Annotated in this window: 11 protein-coding genes; all 11 read right to left on the bottom strand. The window is 58.4% G+C overall.

Annotated elements, in window-relative coordinates; translation table 11 throughout:
- Positions 1-17: 17 nt before the first annotated feature.
- Genes tssM through tssF form a run of 11 tightly spaced genes read right to left on the bottom strand, consistent with a single transcriptional unit; the run spans position 18 to position 16,274 of the window.
- Positions 18-3,500 (bottom strand): type VI secretion system membrane subunit TssM, encoded by a 3,483-nt coding sequence (tssM, locus tag DDT52_RS12045; protein WP_136156579.1) that lies wholly within the window; start codon positions 3,498-3,500, stop codon positions 18-20.
- Between the two features lie 24 nt (positions 3,501-3,524).
- Positions 3,525-4,946, bottom strand: coding sequence for a type VI secretion system protein TssA (gene tssA / locus DDT52_RS12050; RefSeq protein WP_136156580.1), 1,422 nt, complete (start codon positions 4,944-4,946; stop codon positions 3,525-3,527).
- Positions 4,947-4,957: 11 nt separating this feature from the next.
- Entirely contained in the window at positions 4,958-5,515 is a 558-nt protein-coding gene (vasI, locus tag DDT52_RS12055) for a type VI secretion system-associated protein VasI (RefSeq protein ID WP_136156581.1), read from the bottom strand.
- The gene (locus tag DDT52_RS12060) at positions 5,515-7,053 is read right to left on the bottom strand and encodes a sigma-54 interaction domain-containing protein (protein WP_136156582.1); all 1,539 of its coding nucleotides are present in this window, start codon (positions 7,051-7,053) and stop codon (positions 5,515-5,517) included. Before DDT52_RS12060 ends, vasI begins: the two co-directional genes overlap by 1 nt.
- Before the next feature lie 2 nt (positions 7,054-7,055).
- Positions 7,056-9,656 carry a type VI secretion system ATPase TssH gene (gene tssH, locus DDT52_RS12065; protein ID WP_136156583.1) on the bottom strand — a complete coding sequence of 867 codons (2,601 nt, stop codon included), beginning with the start codon at positions 9,654-9,656 and terminating at the stop codon, positions 7,056-7,058.
- 13 nt (positions 9,657-9,669) lie between these two features.
- Positions 9,670-10,446 carry a type IVB secretion system protein IcmH/DotU gene (gene icmH / locus DDT52_RS12070; protein ID WP_136156584.1) on the bottom strand — a complete coding sequence of 259 codons (777 nt, stop codon included), beginning with the start codon at positions 10,444-10,446 and terminating at the stop codon, positions 9,670-9,672.
- 12 nt (positions 10,447-10,458) lie between these two features.
- Positions 10,459-11,799, bottom strand: a complete 1,341-nt coding sequence (gene tssK, locus DDT52_RS12075; RefSeq protein WP_109053541.1) for a type VI secretion system baseplate subunit TssK — start codon at positions 11,797-11,799, stop codon at positions 10,459-10,461.
- A gap of 2 nt (positions 11,800-11,801) precedes the next feature.
- On the bottom strand, positions 11,802-12,323 hold the full coding sequence (gene tssJ, locus DDT52_RS12080; protein WP_136156585.1) for a type VI secretion system lipoprotein TssJ: 522 nt from the start codon (positions 12,321-12,323) through the stop codon (positions 11,802-11,804).
- Complete coding sequence (gene tagH / locus DDT52_RS12085; RefSeq protein ID WP_136156586.1) at positions 12,323-13,543, bottom strand: type VI secretion system-associated FHA domain protein TagH; 1,221 nt, start codon at positions 13,541-13,543, stop codon at positions 12,323-12,325. The genes tssJ and tagH overlap by 1 nt, the downstream gene beginning before the upstream one ends.
- Positions 13,544-13,545: 2 nt before the next feature.
- Positions 13,546-14,544 (bottom strand): type VI secretion system baseplate subunit TssG, encoded by a 999-nt coding sequence (gene tssG, locus DDT52_RS12090; protein WP_136156587.1) that lies wholly within the window; start codon positions 14,542-14,544, stop codon positions 13,546-13,548.
- Positions 14,508-16,274, bottom strand: a complete 1,767-nt coding sequence (tssF, locus tag DDT52_RS12095) for a type VI secretion system baseplate subunit TssF (protein ID WP_136156588.1) — start codon at positions 16,272-16,274, stop codon at positions 14,508-14,510. Before tssF ends, tssG begins: the two co-directional genes overlap by 37 nt.
- Position 16,275 lies beyond the last annotated feature (1 nt).

Consider the following 16,275-nt stretch of genomic DNA (forward strand, 5'->3'; position numbering starts at 1 on the left):
ATCAGACTCCCTCCGGGTTAATAGAGAGAGTCAGACAGCCTGAATTGGCTGAACAGCCCGCCGGCAAAGGGGTTATGGCTGGCATCGGTATAAACGCGATACGTCATCGCCCCCTGCTCCAATGAAAAACGCACATCGAAGGTGTTCTCGTTAACCTGCGTAAGCTGATCGCTATTAAGCAGGCGGAACATCGCCCACGGCCCGCTGTAGCTCAAACTGCGCGGTGAACGCTCGCGATCGTCCGGCACCAGCGTCAGCTTGCTTTCTGCGCCGTCGCGCATGCTGTTTGGCCACACCAGGGGCGTCTTCTGGCGGCGGCCATGGCTGTATTCCAGCAGCTGACCGTCGAGGTTCAACACGCTGCGCCGTTTATTGGCCGTCAGCTCCAGCGGTTCCAGCACGAAATGCACTTCCAGGCTGCCTTGCGCATTAAACAAGGTCTGACGAATACGCTCGGCGCGCTCCAGCTGTTTCACCAGATCTGCCGGTATCGACGAGGCGCCGCCGTCTTCCAGCATCGCTTTGAGGTTGCTCTGATAGAAGCTATCCAACGTCCCGCCGACCATAAAGAACAGTTCCATTTCCGATAGCGGCACATCTTTATCAGAGGAAGGATCGAAGGGATAACGATCCGCCAGCTTCTCATTGAATGGCGTCACCACTTTATCCAACCATGCCTGATTCAGTGACGACATCGCCAGACCGGTAACCAGACTGGCGCTTTCGCTTGCCAGTTGCCCTACCCAGCGATCCAACGGGGCGGGCAAATTACGGGCATACTGCTGTAGCGCGAATACCGGATCGGCAAATTTATTGCCTTGGCGAACCTGTAGCGCTTTCAGCGCCGCCTGCCCTGGATCGGTCGCGTTCACTATCTGATCAAGATAGTGGTAGAGGTCGGTCAGTTTCTGATTGACCTCTTGTACCAACGGGCCCTGCTCGCCGCGGCCGCTGAGTGCCGCATTGACGGTCATAAACGGACGGCCGATGCGCGTATTGATGTTCTGCGCCGTATCGTTATCATCGTCGGCCAGCTTGCGAATCCGGGTGTTATCACTCACCGTCGTCAACACCCGCTGAAACGGCTGGTCGTTGCCGGTGATATCCGTGAGGATGTCCAGCGCCTGCTCCGGACTTTCCAGCGCCTGCACATCAATGTTGGCCAGCACCTTCTGCCACTGGTTGATGTAGTCGGTGATGTAGCGGTCATTCACCTGACGCAGAATTTCCCGGCGATCCGCTTCACTGAATTGCGCCCGCTCACGCTGCCCCAGCACCCAGGCATCCAGCGCCGTCAACTCCAGCAGCGCCTTATCCTGCTTGAGGTAATAATCACTGAAGCCCGGATACGTCAGCAGGCGCGGAATACTTCCCGCCTTGTCATTGCGCAGGGAAAATACCGGATCAAACGTGGGCCCCACTTCGTCGTGGATCGCCAAATCCGGCGGCAGTACCTGCGTCGCCTTCATCACCAGACTCTGGTATACACGCTGATACATCGGCAGCTTGCTGAGCTCGCGCTGGGCCAGCGCAATCGGCTCTTTGAAGGGTTCGAAGGTACTGATGGCAGTCGCATCTTTCTGCTCACGGGCATGATGCCAGTCGGTATGGTCGAGAGCATAATCCAGATGCTGCATCAGCTGTTCCTGCACCCGTCCCTGACCGGGGAACGCCCGCTGCCAGCGTTGCGTCATAAACTGTTCTACCAGCGCGTTGTTGCGTCCAGAAGCATCGTCCAACATCCGCATGACGCGCAGAATCGTCAGTTTTTGCTCACTGTTGGCCGGCGCCTGATGCAAATCTTCCAGCAGCCCCTGCATCACCGCAGGTAAAAAGCGCTGATTCAGCATTTGCAGATAGGTGCCTTCAACATAAGGCCCGATTTTATCGCCCTGATACAGGCCGAGATCGGCCAGCAGCGGAGTGCGCTCGTGATAATTGCCAAAGGATAACGTGGCGTCGCGAATCAGGTTCAGACGTGGTAACTGCTGGTAGCCATAGCCCGGTTGCCCTTCCAGCTCGTTAGTGCCGATGAACGCCTGCGCCTTGGTCAATACGTTACGTCCGGCCTCTTCATTAACGCGATAGAAATGGTGCCAACTGCCAATCATCACCAGACCGGCGACCAACATGCAGCCGATACCGATACTCAGCCGACGCCGGCGGTACAGACTGTGCAGACGGTTTTCTCCGGCCAGACTCGCTTCCGGGAAGATGACGTCCGGGAACAGGCGCTGCACAAAGAAGGTTGTCGATTCACCGCGCATCGCGGTATTGATTGGCTCCGGCAGTTGATAGCGCCGCGAGGCGGACTGCGCAAACGCATCGAACGGCACGCCCTGCTGGTAAACCGAACTGGCGTAAACGCCACGAACCAGAAACGCCTGTTCCTCCCCCGTCGTCAACATTTCCGTCAGCACTTCCGCAACATAATCTTTCAGCCCCGCCAACTGCCGGACAAACGCGAACAGGGTATTGCGCACGTTTCTGTCTGATTGGCTCATCAGCATGTCGGGCAGATTGTCGTTAAGGTGCGTGATCCACTCATCCCAGAAACAATCCAGCTCTTCCAGCCAGCCTTTGCCATGGCTGGCCTGCGGCGTAAACGTCACCCCGAGCACAGCCTGACGCGCTTCACGATTCAGTTGACGGTACACCTTATCGAATCCGCTCAGCATATCCAGCCGGGTCAGCGCGATATACAGCGGCAGACGCGTATTGATGTTCACGGAAATTTCCTGCAAGCGTGCCCGCATCACCTGTGCGTAGGCTTTACGTTCCGCGACGCCGGCCTGCGCCAGCCAGGAAATATCCAGCGTAAGCACCAGACCATTGAGAGGCTGACGGCGGCGGTTTTCACTTAACCATTGCAATAGATGTTGCCACAACCGCGCATGGCGGTGCCCCAACGCGTCGCCCTCCAGCTCAGGCTGCGCGAGCAACTGCCCGCTGGGATCCCAAACCACCGCCGACTCGCCGACCCAACTGCTGACCTGCTGCCCCGCCGCGGCATCACGCAGTTCCGCATCCAGTCTGGGATTCAGTTTGTTCGCCGGATTGGCGCGATGAATCAGGCTGCTTTTACCGCTGCCCGCCAACCCGATAGCCAGATACCAGGGCATGGCATAGAGCGCTTTTTTACCCAGTTGATTCTGGAAGGTCTCCAGCCAGCGGTCGAGGAACGTCTGCTGGCTATCGACATACACCTGTAGCGGATCCTGCTCAACGATCTGCTGTTCATGGCGCTCTGCGCGTAGTTGCCGAACGCGGCGCCATACCCGCCAGGCGCTATAGGCGAAGGCAAGCCATAGCCAGATCAGGGTGAAAACCACCCGCCCGCCTATTCCCTGTAACGGGCGCGCATCGCCCAATGTCAATCGCGGTCCCAGCCACCAGGCCAGCACCAGCACCACGACCCACAGAACCATTCCCAACAGCAGCCAGGAGGGTTTCAGTTTCGGCAACTGCTTACGCAGAAAGGTTATGATTGTTTTAAACATAAGTAACCATTCACTCCGAATGTCTTATTTTTTGCGGGACGCGGCCAACCGTTCCACACGGCTGACCATACCCGGTTCCCACTGCATCAGGCCCAATTGCTGGCTTTCCTGCCACAGGTGTTGATAGTGCTGTGCCGCCAACGCCTTCATACCGTCTTCCGCCAGCAGATCAGCCAGCACCAGCTCGGCATAGAAGCGATCGCGGGGCTCTTTCAGGCGACGCATGCGCTCGTCCAATAGCGACAGCGCCGCGGCGATCCCTTTTTCATCCCGACAGGCGGCGGCCTCCGTCGCCAGATCGTCCTGTCGCGCCCCACCGCCTCTAACAGGCTGGCTGGCTTGCAGCCACTGGTTGCATTTGCCCGTCAAAAATGGCGATCCATCGCTGAACGTCAATTCACGCAGTTCTGGAAGACGCTGAAGAAACGCGGAAAGCTCTTCGGCGATGGCATGGGCAATGGAGGTATGACCCAGCCGGGACGCCACCGAGGCCGACAGCATATGGCCGTCAAACCAATACGGCGCCAGCGTCAGGCTTTGCTCAATACGTTCCCACAACGCCAGATCGGCCTGTGCCAGCGCGCTGTGATATTCATCCACGCGATCGGGCGAGACCGGCGCCAGTTGGGTTTTATTACCGCGGGACGCCATCGGCGGCGTGGTAATACCCGACCAGATGGCATGACGCCGCAACCGATAGCCGATTGGCGCATCCGGCTGACGTTCAACCAGCAGCGTCGCTACGTTCAACTGCGTCTGCCGCCAGCCGCGCTCATCGGCGGAATTGATCTCCACCGAACCGGCTGGCGCGGCGGCGCTTTCGCTGACGCTGTCCGGTCCCGTTGACCGGCCGGGGCTGGCGGACGCGGCAGACGCCGCCGCCCCCCGATTCGCCTCTTCCTGCGCCTGCTGACGCTGCCGGACACGCTTGAACCCCTGCACCAGTTCATCCACCAGGCCGGCTTTGTCACCGGCCAGATTGCGCCAACGTTCCGCCACCAGCTCCGCCAACTGATGCAATTGTTCCAGCTCAGCCCCGGACGCGCTCTCCGCCATGCGGGGTTGCGCGCTTTCGAAACGCCGGAGGATCTGAATCATCAATCGCTGCTTCTGTACCGGGCTGGCCGGCCAGGCCACCACCCAATACTGTTCCAGCCAGTCGTCCAGCAACATCATTGCCGTCGCCAACGGCGTCGCTTTCGCCGGGTGTTGCAGACAGCGCAGCAGCTGCACCAGAACCCGCATATCCTTGGTTCGGCTTTCCAGCAGTGTCAGGCAATAACCCGCCACCGCGTTCAGGTCCACCTGGCTGTGCGCCAGCGACCCCAGTTTGACCAGATCGGTTTCCACCTTTTCCCACAGCGGATCGTCAGCCGCCACGGCCGCCCGCAGCATCTCATCAGGCAACGGCGTCAACAGGCGTTTACACCAGGGGTGTGAATGCATGCGCGTCTCCTTTACCAGCGACACTGCTGACGCAGCGGCCTTAGTGCCTCGCCCAGTCCGGCAAGCTCAATACGCAAAACGTTGCCGTCAGCGCCGCTCAGCACCAGTTCACGCTGTCCGATCCAGCGCTTTAACGCGTCAATCGCCGGTAATCCGCGCCCGGACTCCAGCAGTTGCCCACGGTTGCGAACAAACCAGCCATCCGGAACCGTGATGCCATCCAGCTGTGAGGTGACAACCTCCCCGGCCCAGGGTTGACGGAGGATTAGCCTCAGATGCGTGATATTCGCGGCGCAGCTAATCACCAGCACATTGCCGTCCGCTAACTTACGCGTCAGCGTCATATTGCCGCTGTCGGCTTCACGTTCGAGTTGGAAAGCGCCGCCTGCCGCCTTACCGTCCTGCGACGCGATCGCGCCCGAACGTTCGGCTTCGCGGCCCAGCGCGTCGTAGCAGGCCAGACGAATTTCCGGCGCCGTCTCATTACGGCACTGTTCCCACAGCGATCGCCAGGCGGGATCGGGAGTGCCCGCCGTTGCCAAAAGAAGCGGAATCATCGTCAGAAACATCAGTTCACCTCCAGTTTCTGGCATTTATGATCGAGCGTGCGTTTCGGAATGTTGAGGCTTTCCGCCACCAGCAGGCGGTTGCCCTGAAACTGCCGCAAACGGGCCTCAATAACGGCGGCCTCGTACTGCTGCGTGGCAATACGCAAATCATGAATATGTTGAAAATCGTTCTGCGTCTGCGCCGTGCCGCCCACCAGCCTGTCGCGCAGTTCCGGCGGCAACGCCGCCAGCGACAGCGGTTCCCCGTCCGGCGTATGTGCGCAGGCGACCTCCAGCAGATTTCGCAGTTCCCGCACATTGCCGGGAAAGTCATACCCCACCAGTTGCCTGAGGAAAGTACGATTAAGGGGGCCGATATGTTTCTGGCGCTGATGGGCAAACTGAACGATGAAATGTTCACACAGCAGGCGAATATCATCCGGGCGCTCGCGCAGTGGCGCCACCTGCAACAGACACTGGCAGAGACGATGGTAGAGATCCTGACGGAATACGCCTTCGGAAACCTGTTGCTCCAACGGTTGGTGAGTGGCCGCAATCAGCCGGAAGTCAGAATGGCTTTCCTTGTCCGCGCCGAGCGGGCGGAAGCTATGGGTTTCCAGTACCCGCAGCAGCTTGGCCTGCATCGACTGCGGCATGTCACCGACTTCATCCAGAAACAAGGTGCCGCCATTGGCCTGTTCCACCAGCCCAACCTTATTACCTTGGGCACCGGAAAACGCCCCTTTCCGATAGCCAAACAGTTCGCTTTCAATCAGATTCTCGGGGATCGCGGCACAGTTGATTGCAACGAACGGTTTGTCGGCGCAATCCGAACACTGGTGCAACAGGCGCGCCACCACATCTTTACCGGAGCCGGTTTCCCCCTGGATCAGTACCGAAAGGCGATGATTTGCCGCCTGATAAATCTGCTGATGCAGTTCTTTCACCACCGCAGACTGGCCTATCAGCGTGTTTTCCACCCGCTTTTCCCGTTCGCGCCGATGCGCGCCTTCATCCTTGATCTGACGTAGCGAATGTCTCAGCGCCATCTGTTCCCGCTGCGTGAACACCAGTTCACGCAAGAGCGCCAACTGGCGACAGAACACCTGCCCCAGACGCCCGCAATTCCCGCTGCGATGCAGCGCCTGCAACCGTTCCGGCGTATCCAGCAGCGCCAATACCGCCAGTGGCTTGCCGCTGTCCGACAACAGCGGCTGCGCATGCAGTCCGCAGGACGAACCGGCGGAGAACAGTATCTGGCGAAATTCACGGTGCTCAATCCGGGCGCCGCCATAAAGAGAATCCCAGGTGCGCGCCTGATTTTTATGCAGCGTGAAGGACAGCGGGTGGCTGAAATCATCCACCCCCAACATCAGCGAAACCGGCGTGTTATGTATCCGTCCATTGCAGGTCAACTGCCTGCCGCTGACATCCACCATCCCCAGAAGCATCCCCTGCGGTTGCCAGATTGCCTGTATCGTGTCCAACAGCCAGTCGCACAGGCCGGATTCATCACGCTGCCGGGTGAGCGCAAGCGCCAGCTCGAGGGCTTGTTGCATACTCAGCCCTCCACCTCGGTCTGGAACTGGCCTTCTTCGACGCGGAAATGAATACGGCTGACCGGCTGCCCCGACGACATACGCTGCAACAGTTGCAGCGATACTGGCGGCAGCAGCGCGCCGTCAATCACCGATTCCAGCATACGCGCCCCGTTTTCACTACGGTTGGCCAACCGCAGAATTTCTTCCGGCACCGTATCCTCGATAATGACCTCGGCGCCAAAGCGCTGTTGCAACAGCGAAATCAGGCGCGCCAGCTTGCCCTGAACAATCTCGACCATCGTGGCGTGATCCAGCGCCAGATAAGGAATCACCTCCATACGAGCCAGCAACGCTGGCTTAAAGAACGCCGCCAGTTCGGGATAGAGCGCATCCAGTAACGCATCCTGCTGCCCGGCATAGTTAACAATCGTCTGGAATCCAAGGTTGGAGGTAAGGAAAAACACCACGTTGCGGCAGTCGATCACCCGGCCTTCGCCATCGGCCAGTTCGCCTTTATCGAACGCCTGATAAAACAGGTTGAGCACATCCGGATGGGCTTTCTCTACTTCATCCAGCAACACCACCGAATAGGGTTTCTGGCGAATCGCCTCGGTCAACACGCCCCCTTCGCCAAACCCGACGTAGCCCGGCGGCGAACCAATCAGACGCGATACCGTATGTTTCTCCTGATATTCCGACATATTGATGGTGGTCAGGTAGTTACGTCCGCCAAACATCAGGTCGGCGATCTGGACGACGGTTTCCGTTTTACCGACGCCGCTCGGCCCCACCAGCAGGAAAGCGCCCAGCGGACGACCGGGACGACGCAGATCCGCGCGCGCTGTCAGCAGGTGTTTATGCAGATGGGCAATCGCCAGCGTCTGGCCTTTGATCGTTTCGCCAAGGTAGGACGGCAGATGCGTGACGACATCCATTTCTCCTTGCGAAATGCGGTTAAGCGGTACGCCCGTCCACTCGGCAATCACCGCCGCAATCTGGGTTTTATCCACGTGGGGAGAAACCCGCACCGAAGAGGTCTGCAACGCCTCCAGCTCGCGCTCACAGGCGGCCAACTCCGCGGCCGCGGCATCGGTATCGAAGTCGTCAGGCTGTTCGTCATCCAGCAGAGCGGTGCGCAGTTCAATAACGCGCTGTACCTGTATTTTCTGCTGTTGCCAGTCCGCCTCCAGCTGCGCCAATTCGGCCGCGCCCGCCTCACGGTCGTCGCGCAGCGCTGCCAGTCTGTCCGCTGTCTCGCCTAAGCCAATGCGCCCCTGACGCTCAAGTTGGGTAATTTCCATTTCCTGTTGACGCAAGCGCGTCTGCAACTGGCTGACGGCACGCGGCGGCGTTGTCAGGTTGATCGCTACGCGGGCGCTGGCGGTATCCAGCACATCGATAGCCTTATCGGGCAGTTGACGGCCGGAAATATAGCGGGCGGACAGATGAGCCGCCGCCTGAAGCGCGTCTTCATCGATCAGGACGCCGTGCGCTTTTTCATAAATACCGCGCAGCCCGCGCAGGATTACGGTCGCTTCTTCCGCGTTCGGCTCCCCCACTTTCACCAGTTGGAAGCGACGGGAAAGCGCCGCGTCTTTCTCGACGTATTTTTTGTATTCGCTCCAGGTCGTGGCGGCAATCGTGCGTAGTTCACCGCGCGCCAGAGCGGGCTTGAGCAAGTTGGAGACGTCCAGCCCGCCCGCCTGATTCCCTGCCCCGATCAAGGTATGCGCTTCATCGATAAACAGAATGACGGGGCGCGGCGCGGTTTTCACTTCCTGCATCACGCCTTTAAAACGTTTTTCAAACTCGCCTTTAACCGATGCGCCAGCCTGCATCGCGCCCAAATCCAGCGTCAGCAGCTCCACGTCACGCAGTCTTTCCGGCACCAGCCCCGCGATGATACGCAACGCCAGCCCTTCGATCAGCGCACTTTTACCGACGCCGGCCTCGCCGACCACAATCGGGTTGTTTTTACGACGACGGGAGAGAATATCGATCATCAAATCGATTTCACGATCGCGGCACAGCACCGGGTCCAACTGCCCCTGACGGGCGGCTTCGGTCACGTTCTGAGTATAGCGGGATAGCTGTGTGGCCGCGGCCGCCGTCTGTTCCGGCATCGTCGCCGATGTCGGCGCCACCTCGGTTTCAACCGAATCTTTCACCCATTCATCAAACTGCTGACGCAGCAGTTCACGGTTAATTTGCGCCAGCGGGCGGGATGCCGGGCCCGACAAATAACGATTCGGCGTCATCAGCAATACCAGCAACAGCACGCCGCTGCGCAAGTGCGCGTGCTGGAATTCGGCGGAAGCCAGCAGCCAGCTATCCTGTAACCATTCCAGCAACAGCGGGGAAAATGAAGGGTAGCCGGCATCAAACCCTTTATCGACAGAAGAAGGCTGGAGAAGCGAGGACAGTTCGTCGGCATCGACACCGGCGCGTTTGAAGATCTGGCGCACATCGCAGAGCGGCGTTTCCAGCATTTTCATCAACAGGTGTTCAATGCGGATTTCCGCGCCCTGATGCTGGATACAGAGTACCGCCGCCTCTTCCAGCATATGGCGGCACACGGGGTTGAGTCGTTCAACCAGCGTCGGCAGTTCAATTCGAATCACGGAATAGCTCCTGTTATTGTAATAATTCTCCCAGTTGACGCAGCACGTCCTGGGTTTGATGAGTTAGCTGGTAGCGGTACAGGCCGAATACCGCAGCCAGTACCGCGCACATGCCGATAAACAGGGTTTTCAGCGACAGCTGTCTGCGCAGTTGATAGCGCGACGCCTGCTGTCCCAGATTGAGGTGGAATACCGTCGGTGAATTGGCGGGTTCAGGACGTAACGTGTCGTGAAGCTTACGCACAACGCGGTCAAGCTCTTCACGACCTTGCGTCATAACCCGATAGCGCCCTTCAAAACCCAGGCAGAGGCAGAGATAGATGAACTCCAGAATGTCACGGTAGCGCGCCGGCTCGTCCAGCAGTTTCTCCAGCAGAACAAAGACTTTTTCCCCGCCCCAGGTTTCATTGTGAAAACGGGTGAGCAGCGAATGGGCGGACCACATGCTTTGTCCGCCCCACTCCCGGCCCATAACGGCTTCATCAATGAACGTGCACAGGATGTAGCGGAACGACAGGATCACGCCGTTTTCATAACCGTGAGAATGCAGTTCCTGCTCGATGGCCTGAATTTCAGACACCACGCGCTGATAAAGATCCGCGACACCGTCGTACGCAGACAGTTGGCGTACCCGCTCCACCATTCCCAACAGCGGCGTGACCGCATCAATCATCGGATTAATGCTCTGTCCGCGCAGGCGGAACCAGTAATCGGAATCCATATCCAGTTGACGGGCGTGGTCATAAAGCAGGTCGCCCAGTTGCTCGTTTTTAATGACGTCGATGCTCATCTCTTCCTCTCATTACGACTGGCTGCGGATGGCCCAGAGCTGCATATCCAGTTCCGGGAATTCGCCAGCGATATGGAACGCCAACGTGTTGCCGGAAACCAGCACCTGCCAGGAGGGGCTTTGTCTGTCCAACTGGAAATAGCTATAGCCCGCGTGGTAAGGCAGCTGACGCGGTGCGACAGGTAGCGGCAGCAGCGGTACGCCGGGCAATTGCAGGCTGATCAGTTCACGGATCTTCTCGCTGGAGGCAATCTTGGTTTGTTGCAGCAGTTGCTTACGCAGGTGCTCCTGCGGCATACGCGCCCGTACCGCCAGCACAAACTCGGCGCTGGTCATCAGTTCCGCATCGCCAACCATTGCCACCGTCACGCCATACGGCTGTTTCTTCAGTTGGATAGAGACGGCGCGCGGCGACAGCACCGTGCTCAACGCCTGACGAAGCGCAATCATCAGCGGCTCGAAGCTGGCCTGCTGATGTTCGTGGCGATAGGCGGGAAACTCCGGCGGCAGACGCGACTCATCGGTAAACGTCATCAGTTCGCCACACAGTTCCACCAGCGTTTCGTGCAACCGCTCTGGATGCAGCGTGCCAAGGCGCGCCAGATGCGACAGCCTGGGCTGAGCGCGGTTGAGCAGTTGCAGCATCATGAATTCCGCCACATCCGCCACGCCTTGCTGGCCCGGCGCGGCAATACGCTGCGCCAGACTGCGCGCCCGTTCAGCGACCAACCCGGCTGATTCGCCCAAAAAGCGTTTCAGGGCTGGAATGGCGGTGACGCTGATGCTGCACGGCATAAAGTTGGGGTCCAGCACCAGCCCGCCGTCAGGCCGTTTATCCAAAATATTGGCAATCGCCAGCGAGGCGTAGGCGCTGCGATCGTCGCGATCGAGCATCAGACGCAGGCTGACTTTCCCTACCTCCAGAGAAACGATATCGCCGTTGTCGCTGTGCAGATCGCGTACATCATGGCGATGCGATTGCAGACGACTGGCGATGCCTTGCCCCGGTTGACCGATTTCGCTCACGCCATTCACCGCCAGCGGCAGCGCCAGGTACACCTTTTGATTCGCCAGTGCGACATCGGTGATCTCCAGCGGCATCGGGAGCGCGTCATCACCGGGGATATTGAAAACCGTGCCATCCGGCATGACGCCGCTGGCGTTCACCAGCGCGATACGCCCGAAGTTCAGGTACTCCTCATTGATGGTCAGCGATTGCAAACCATAAAAATAGTCACTGAGCGCGCTGAGGCGCGCGTGCAGCGCAAAGTCCGTGTGTCTTTGCTGCTGTTGGAAATGCTGCGGTTTGATAAACAGACCTTCCCGCCAGATAACCCGATTCCGACTCGACATAATTATTCTTCTTCTTGGTCTTTTTTAATTTCGACTTCATCCCGGCGCAGGTGCACGAGGATCTGATACGTTCGCCCGGTGTTTTTCAGCTTGATAACCTTACGCCACTCCGCGCTTTCCGGGTCGGCGTAACGGGCAACCACCCCGATGTAGTGAACCTTTTCATCCAGCGCCGACGGCGGCAGATATTTGAACTGCCCCGGCAACAGCGTGTAGTCCTGATGATCGACGTAGTTCTTGGCCAGCGCTTTCTCTATATCCGTCGTGATCTGGTCATAGTCGGTCGCCAACAGGCGGGAATCTTCCGCCAGCAGAACCAGCTGGAATTCGATGGGAGCCGCCTCGCCGCTCTCGTTCGGATTGACGTCCGGCTCTGCCAGCAGGCTGAATCCCACCGTGGAAGGCTGATGCTCGTTACTGCCGACCTGAATATCCGGATTGGCGGCGACCTGCGCCATCTTGCCCAGCGTGGTACAGCCCGACAGCAGCACGATCAGAGAGCATAAACACAGTGCCCGGAGCATTATTTTTGCTCCTGCTGCTGACGCACGGCCCGGTCATACGCCTGCGCATAAACCTGATGGAACAGTTTCTGAAACCCCTGTTGACGCGGCGAAGTCAGTTCGCGGTAGTAGTGCTGATACATTTGCCATGCCCAGCCATCGTCGGCGATCTGTTGCTCGCCGCTGCGGCGGTAATGCTCAAACCGGTTAAGCAGCGCGGCCGGGGAAAACGCCTGAAGAATGCTTTCCAGCGCAATGGCGATCGCCTGCTGATTGGCCAGATGATGCACCCGCACATTATTCAATACCTCAGCAATGGCGGAGGGCGCGGAGAGGTGAACCGGGCTTTTCCCGTCAGCAAACAGCAACGGCAGCGTATCCGCATAGTCCAGCCCCAGACGGAGCGGGTTATCCTCAATCGGACGCAGGTGCGTATCCGCCAGCGCGGCCTGTCCGGCCTGCAACGCCAGCAGGCCTTCGATCATCGCCCGCAGGCTTTTCCCCATCTCTTCCAGCGTGTCGCGCAAACGCGCCTCATCGTCAACCTGAAGAGAAAGCCCTAACCCGCGCAGCAAAGGCGCCAGCGCGCTGCCGTCGATGTATCCTTCCAACCCGTCTACCGCATGCGTGTTATTAATGGTCGGTAATTCCACAAATTTCTGATCCATGGTGTCCTCAACAGCAGAAAAAGAAGAAAGAGAGGTCGACAGCGATTCGCCTGCGCGCTCGCCGTCCGATGTCAGCAGTGCCTGGCTCTGTTCCCGCTGTAGCGCCAACAGCGGATCGTTGAACACATCGGTAGCGGCTTCGCTATCAGCGGGCTGTCCGGTTTTCTCTTCGCGTAACCATCCCCCCAGCACATCCTCCGTGCGCTGGCCTAATACCTGATCGATATCCTGTTCCGTCGTAGGATCGCCGAGATAGACCCCCAGCCGGAAAGGGCCGATCACCAGTTCGTCACCGTGCGAAAGAATGACCTTGCGATCCCGCCCGATCGGGGACAGCGAGCCGTTGATGAAAGACTGTCCGCTCAGATCGCACAGGCTGAAATGACCGTCGACCACTTCGATTCGCGCATGTTCCGGCAGTACGGCGCCAAGGCGATCCCGCAGTTGCCACTGGTCTTTTTCCGATGCCCCCAGCGTACCGCCGCGGAGATCAAACTGATGCTGCACCTGAGAGTTGATATCCAGCTGTTCGCTATTGAGAACAACTAACGTGAGTGTATGGATTACGTTCACATTTACTCCTGCACACAAATGGTCACATAGGGGTCGGCGGGCGGCTGCCCGAGAAAACTGCTCCATCCCAGCCGGCAGCTTTGTTCATTTCCCAGACTCAGTCCTTTGGCTTCGCCTTCGGCGAAGCCAAGACGCAGATCCCAGGCAAGCTGATCGCGCAGAATGAAAGAGACGAAACGCACCAGCGGCTGGAAGTGCTCGCCGTTGGGCAAAAAGCTGAGAAAACGGCTAAAGCTGAGATTGCCGACCCTCAGCAGAAATTTACCGGCGCAGTCATTCACCTTGTCGCCGATGACAAAATCGCCGCCTAACATCATGTTGGCTTTGCCCAGCCGGTTCTGCTGTCCTTCGTGAATCGGCACCCGACGGCGCTGCCAGGCCATGACCTCAACGTCATCCAGGTCGAAACAGTGGATCACCAGTCCCGCCACCACTTCCGGGGAACGGCTGGGGCTGGCTAGCAATCCCGCGTAGGAGAGCATCTTGGCGCGGTTAACCGGCAGGCTGTCGCGCACGGCGTCATTTCCCAACCCCACGAGCGCGAACATCAGCCGGGAGAAACCATCCTCGCCGTCATTCTGGAAACGGACGTGATAGCGATACTTACGCCATGCGCGGTGGAGTAGCGTCAGTAAGCGGTGATGGAAGAAATCAAGAAACACGCCCAGCTTCTGTTCGCCTTGCGCGTATTCCCAGGCCAGCTCCTCAAGGTAATAGCCGGGCATTGGCGACTGGCTGCCGTGCAGCCCGAGAAAAGCGACCTCCAGCTCCTGTCTTCCCTCTTCGTCGCACCCCACCTGCAAGATATCGCTGGGGTGAAAGCCAATTGAGGCGGTGGACCGGAAACGCAGCCGCTCCTGTTCAGGGCGAAAATCCAGCTCCTGTTCCAGATCCACGCCTTCCAGCTGGTTAAGCAGCTCCACCAGCTGGAAAAAGTTAAAGCGTGATACATCCTGGCGGAACGTCACATCAGTGAGTGCTGACCTATCTGTACCGGCCATCGGTAGCGCTCCTTGTTATCGATGTTGACCACCTCCAGCAGGTGGAAGGCGTTGACGCTGGCATACAGCGAGAAAAAATGCGCCAGCACGGTGCTAAACAAATACAGTTCCCCTTCACTGGAGAACGCAGACTGCCGCACCGACAGGACTGATTTCAGACCGCGAACCGGCATGCCTTGCACCAACCGGTCAATCGGTGTTGTTTCGATAGATTCAATCCCCGCCAGCCGCTTGCGCGACGCCTGTTCAGCCTGCTTATCGTGCAGCGCGGGGAAATCGTAGGTACGCAGAATCTGTACCAGTGCGTCACGACGCAGTAGCGACACGTAGTTCAATGACAGGTTGGAAATCAGCGTCCAGTGCAGGCTGCCGTCCATTGCCGGACGCAGCGGCCGGGTCGGGCGCATCAGATTACGGAACGTGGCGAAAGACGGCGAACTGCCCGTTGGCACACAGATCGATCCCACAGGAAGCTGCGCGGCACGGGAGCGGTTGGTGCAGGTCAGGCTCACCGAGATGGACTCATCCAGATCGATCGCTTCCCGCTCGTCGCCACGCACAAACGAAAGCAGGTGCTCAAAGCCGTTGCCGTTGACGGCTTCCCGCACCCGAATACGGTAATAGAGCGCCAGCCTGCCTTTCGCCCGTTCGATCTGATGCTGAAAACTTTCAAACGGCTGATAAACGCGCGGAATACCGCGCGAGCGGCCGGCATGTCCTTCGACCCAACCCTCGACCTTATCCACAGAAAAAATTTCAAAACTATCGGCATTGCGATAGCTGGCTTTCAGCGGATAATCCGTCTGGCGTCCGCTGAGATTGATAGGTTCGCTATCATGCTGAAACAGATTAATCGCCGGCACGCAGTTGAGCATGAATGAATCCGGCCGGATCTTCAGATCCGCAGGCAGCGGGCGATCAAAACAGAAATGGAGACGGAACGCGGTTACCGTCAGCGGCAGATCCGGCCATAGTGCGCCAGCGAGTTGGAAAAACAGGAAACTTTCCGGAAAACAAAAATATTCCTGCAAAATGCGATAACCGGAGTAAACATTGCCGGGATACGGCAAGAGCGCATCTTCCCGCTCAAAACCGACCGTTTTCAGCACGCTGGCTTCCTGACGGAAACGTTTACCCTCAATTTCCAGCTCGATGTGCGACAGCTGACTGGCGATCCAGAAATAAAGTTCGTAGGCCGTGTACGTATCGCCGCCAAGATAAAAGCGCAGTTTATCAAGTTGCAGGGAGCCTAATGACAGCGGACCGTGCAGTCCGATATCCAACGTAATCGTCGAAAGATCGTTGCCGCTTTGTACGTTAATCTGATGAATATCCGCCGGGTAGATCCAGGCATCGTGACAGGTCTGAAAATGGCAAACCACATCGTCAACCGGCAGGCTATCGAGCTCGCAACCACGTTCGACAAACGCGGGCTGAGCAATCGCGCCGGGGAGTACCGAAAACTGCATAATGGTCATGCTCGGTACCGGACGCAGATAATTCGGCCACAGCATGCCCAGCAGGCCGTGTGTCAGTTCCGGAAACTCATCCTCGATCTTCGCCCGCAGGCTCCCCGTCAGAAAGGCGAACCCTTCCAGCAGCCGCTCGACATCCGGATCCGTGGTCTGTTCTGACAAAAATCGGGTAAGCTCAGGGTGCGCCTTGGCGAATTCACGCCCTTGCAGGCGCAGATAGGTCAGCTCATCCCTGAAAAAATGTTCCAGTGACATA

Origin of the sequence: Brenneria roseae subsp. roseae, assembly GCF_003115845.1 — a bacterium.
Lineage (GTDB): Bacteria > Pseudomonadota > Gammaproteobacteria > Enterobacterales > Enterobacteriaceae > Brenneria > Brenneria roseae.

Coding starts and splice junctions, on each gene's coding strand:
- tssK (WP_109053541.1), bottom strand. CDS start 11,799: ATGTCGAGTCGGAATCGGGTTATCTGGCGGGAAGGTCTGTTTATCAAA.
- tssG (WP_136156587.1), bottom strand. CDS start 14,544: ATGGCCGGTACAGATAGGTCAGCACTCACTGATGTGACGTTCCGCCAG.
- vasI (WP_136156581.1), bottom strand. CDS start 5,515: ATGTTTCTGACGATGATTCCGCTTCTTTTGGCAACGGCGGGCACTCCC.
- tssM (WP_136156579.1), bottom strand. CDS start 3,500: ATGTTTAAAACAATCATAACCTTTCTGCGTAAGCAGTTGCCGAAACTG.
- tssA (WP_136156580.1), bottom strand. CDS start 4,946: ATGCATTCACACCCCTGGTGTAAACGCCTGTTGACGCCGTTGCCTGAT.
- DDT52_RS12060 (WP_136156582.1), bottom strand. CDS start 7,053: ATGCAACAAGCCCTCGAGCTGGCGCTTGCGCTCACCCGGCAGCGTGAT.
- tssF (WP_136156588.1), bottom strand. CDS start 16,274: ATGTCACTGGAACATTTTTTCAGGGATGAGCTGACCTATCTGCGCCTG.
- tssJ (WP_136156585.1), bottom strand. CDS start 12,323: ATGCTCCGGGCACTGTGTTTATGCTCTCTGATCGTGCTGCTGTCGGGC.
- icmH (WP_136156584.1), bottom strand. CDS start 10,446: ATGAGCATCGACGTCATTAAAAACGAGCAACTGGGCGACCTGCTTTAT.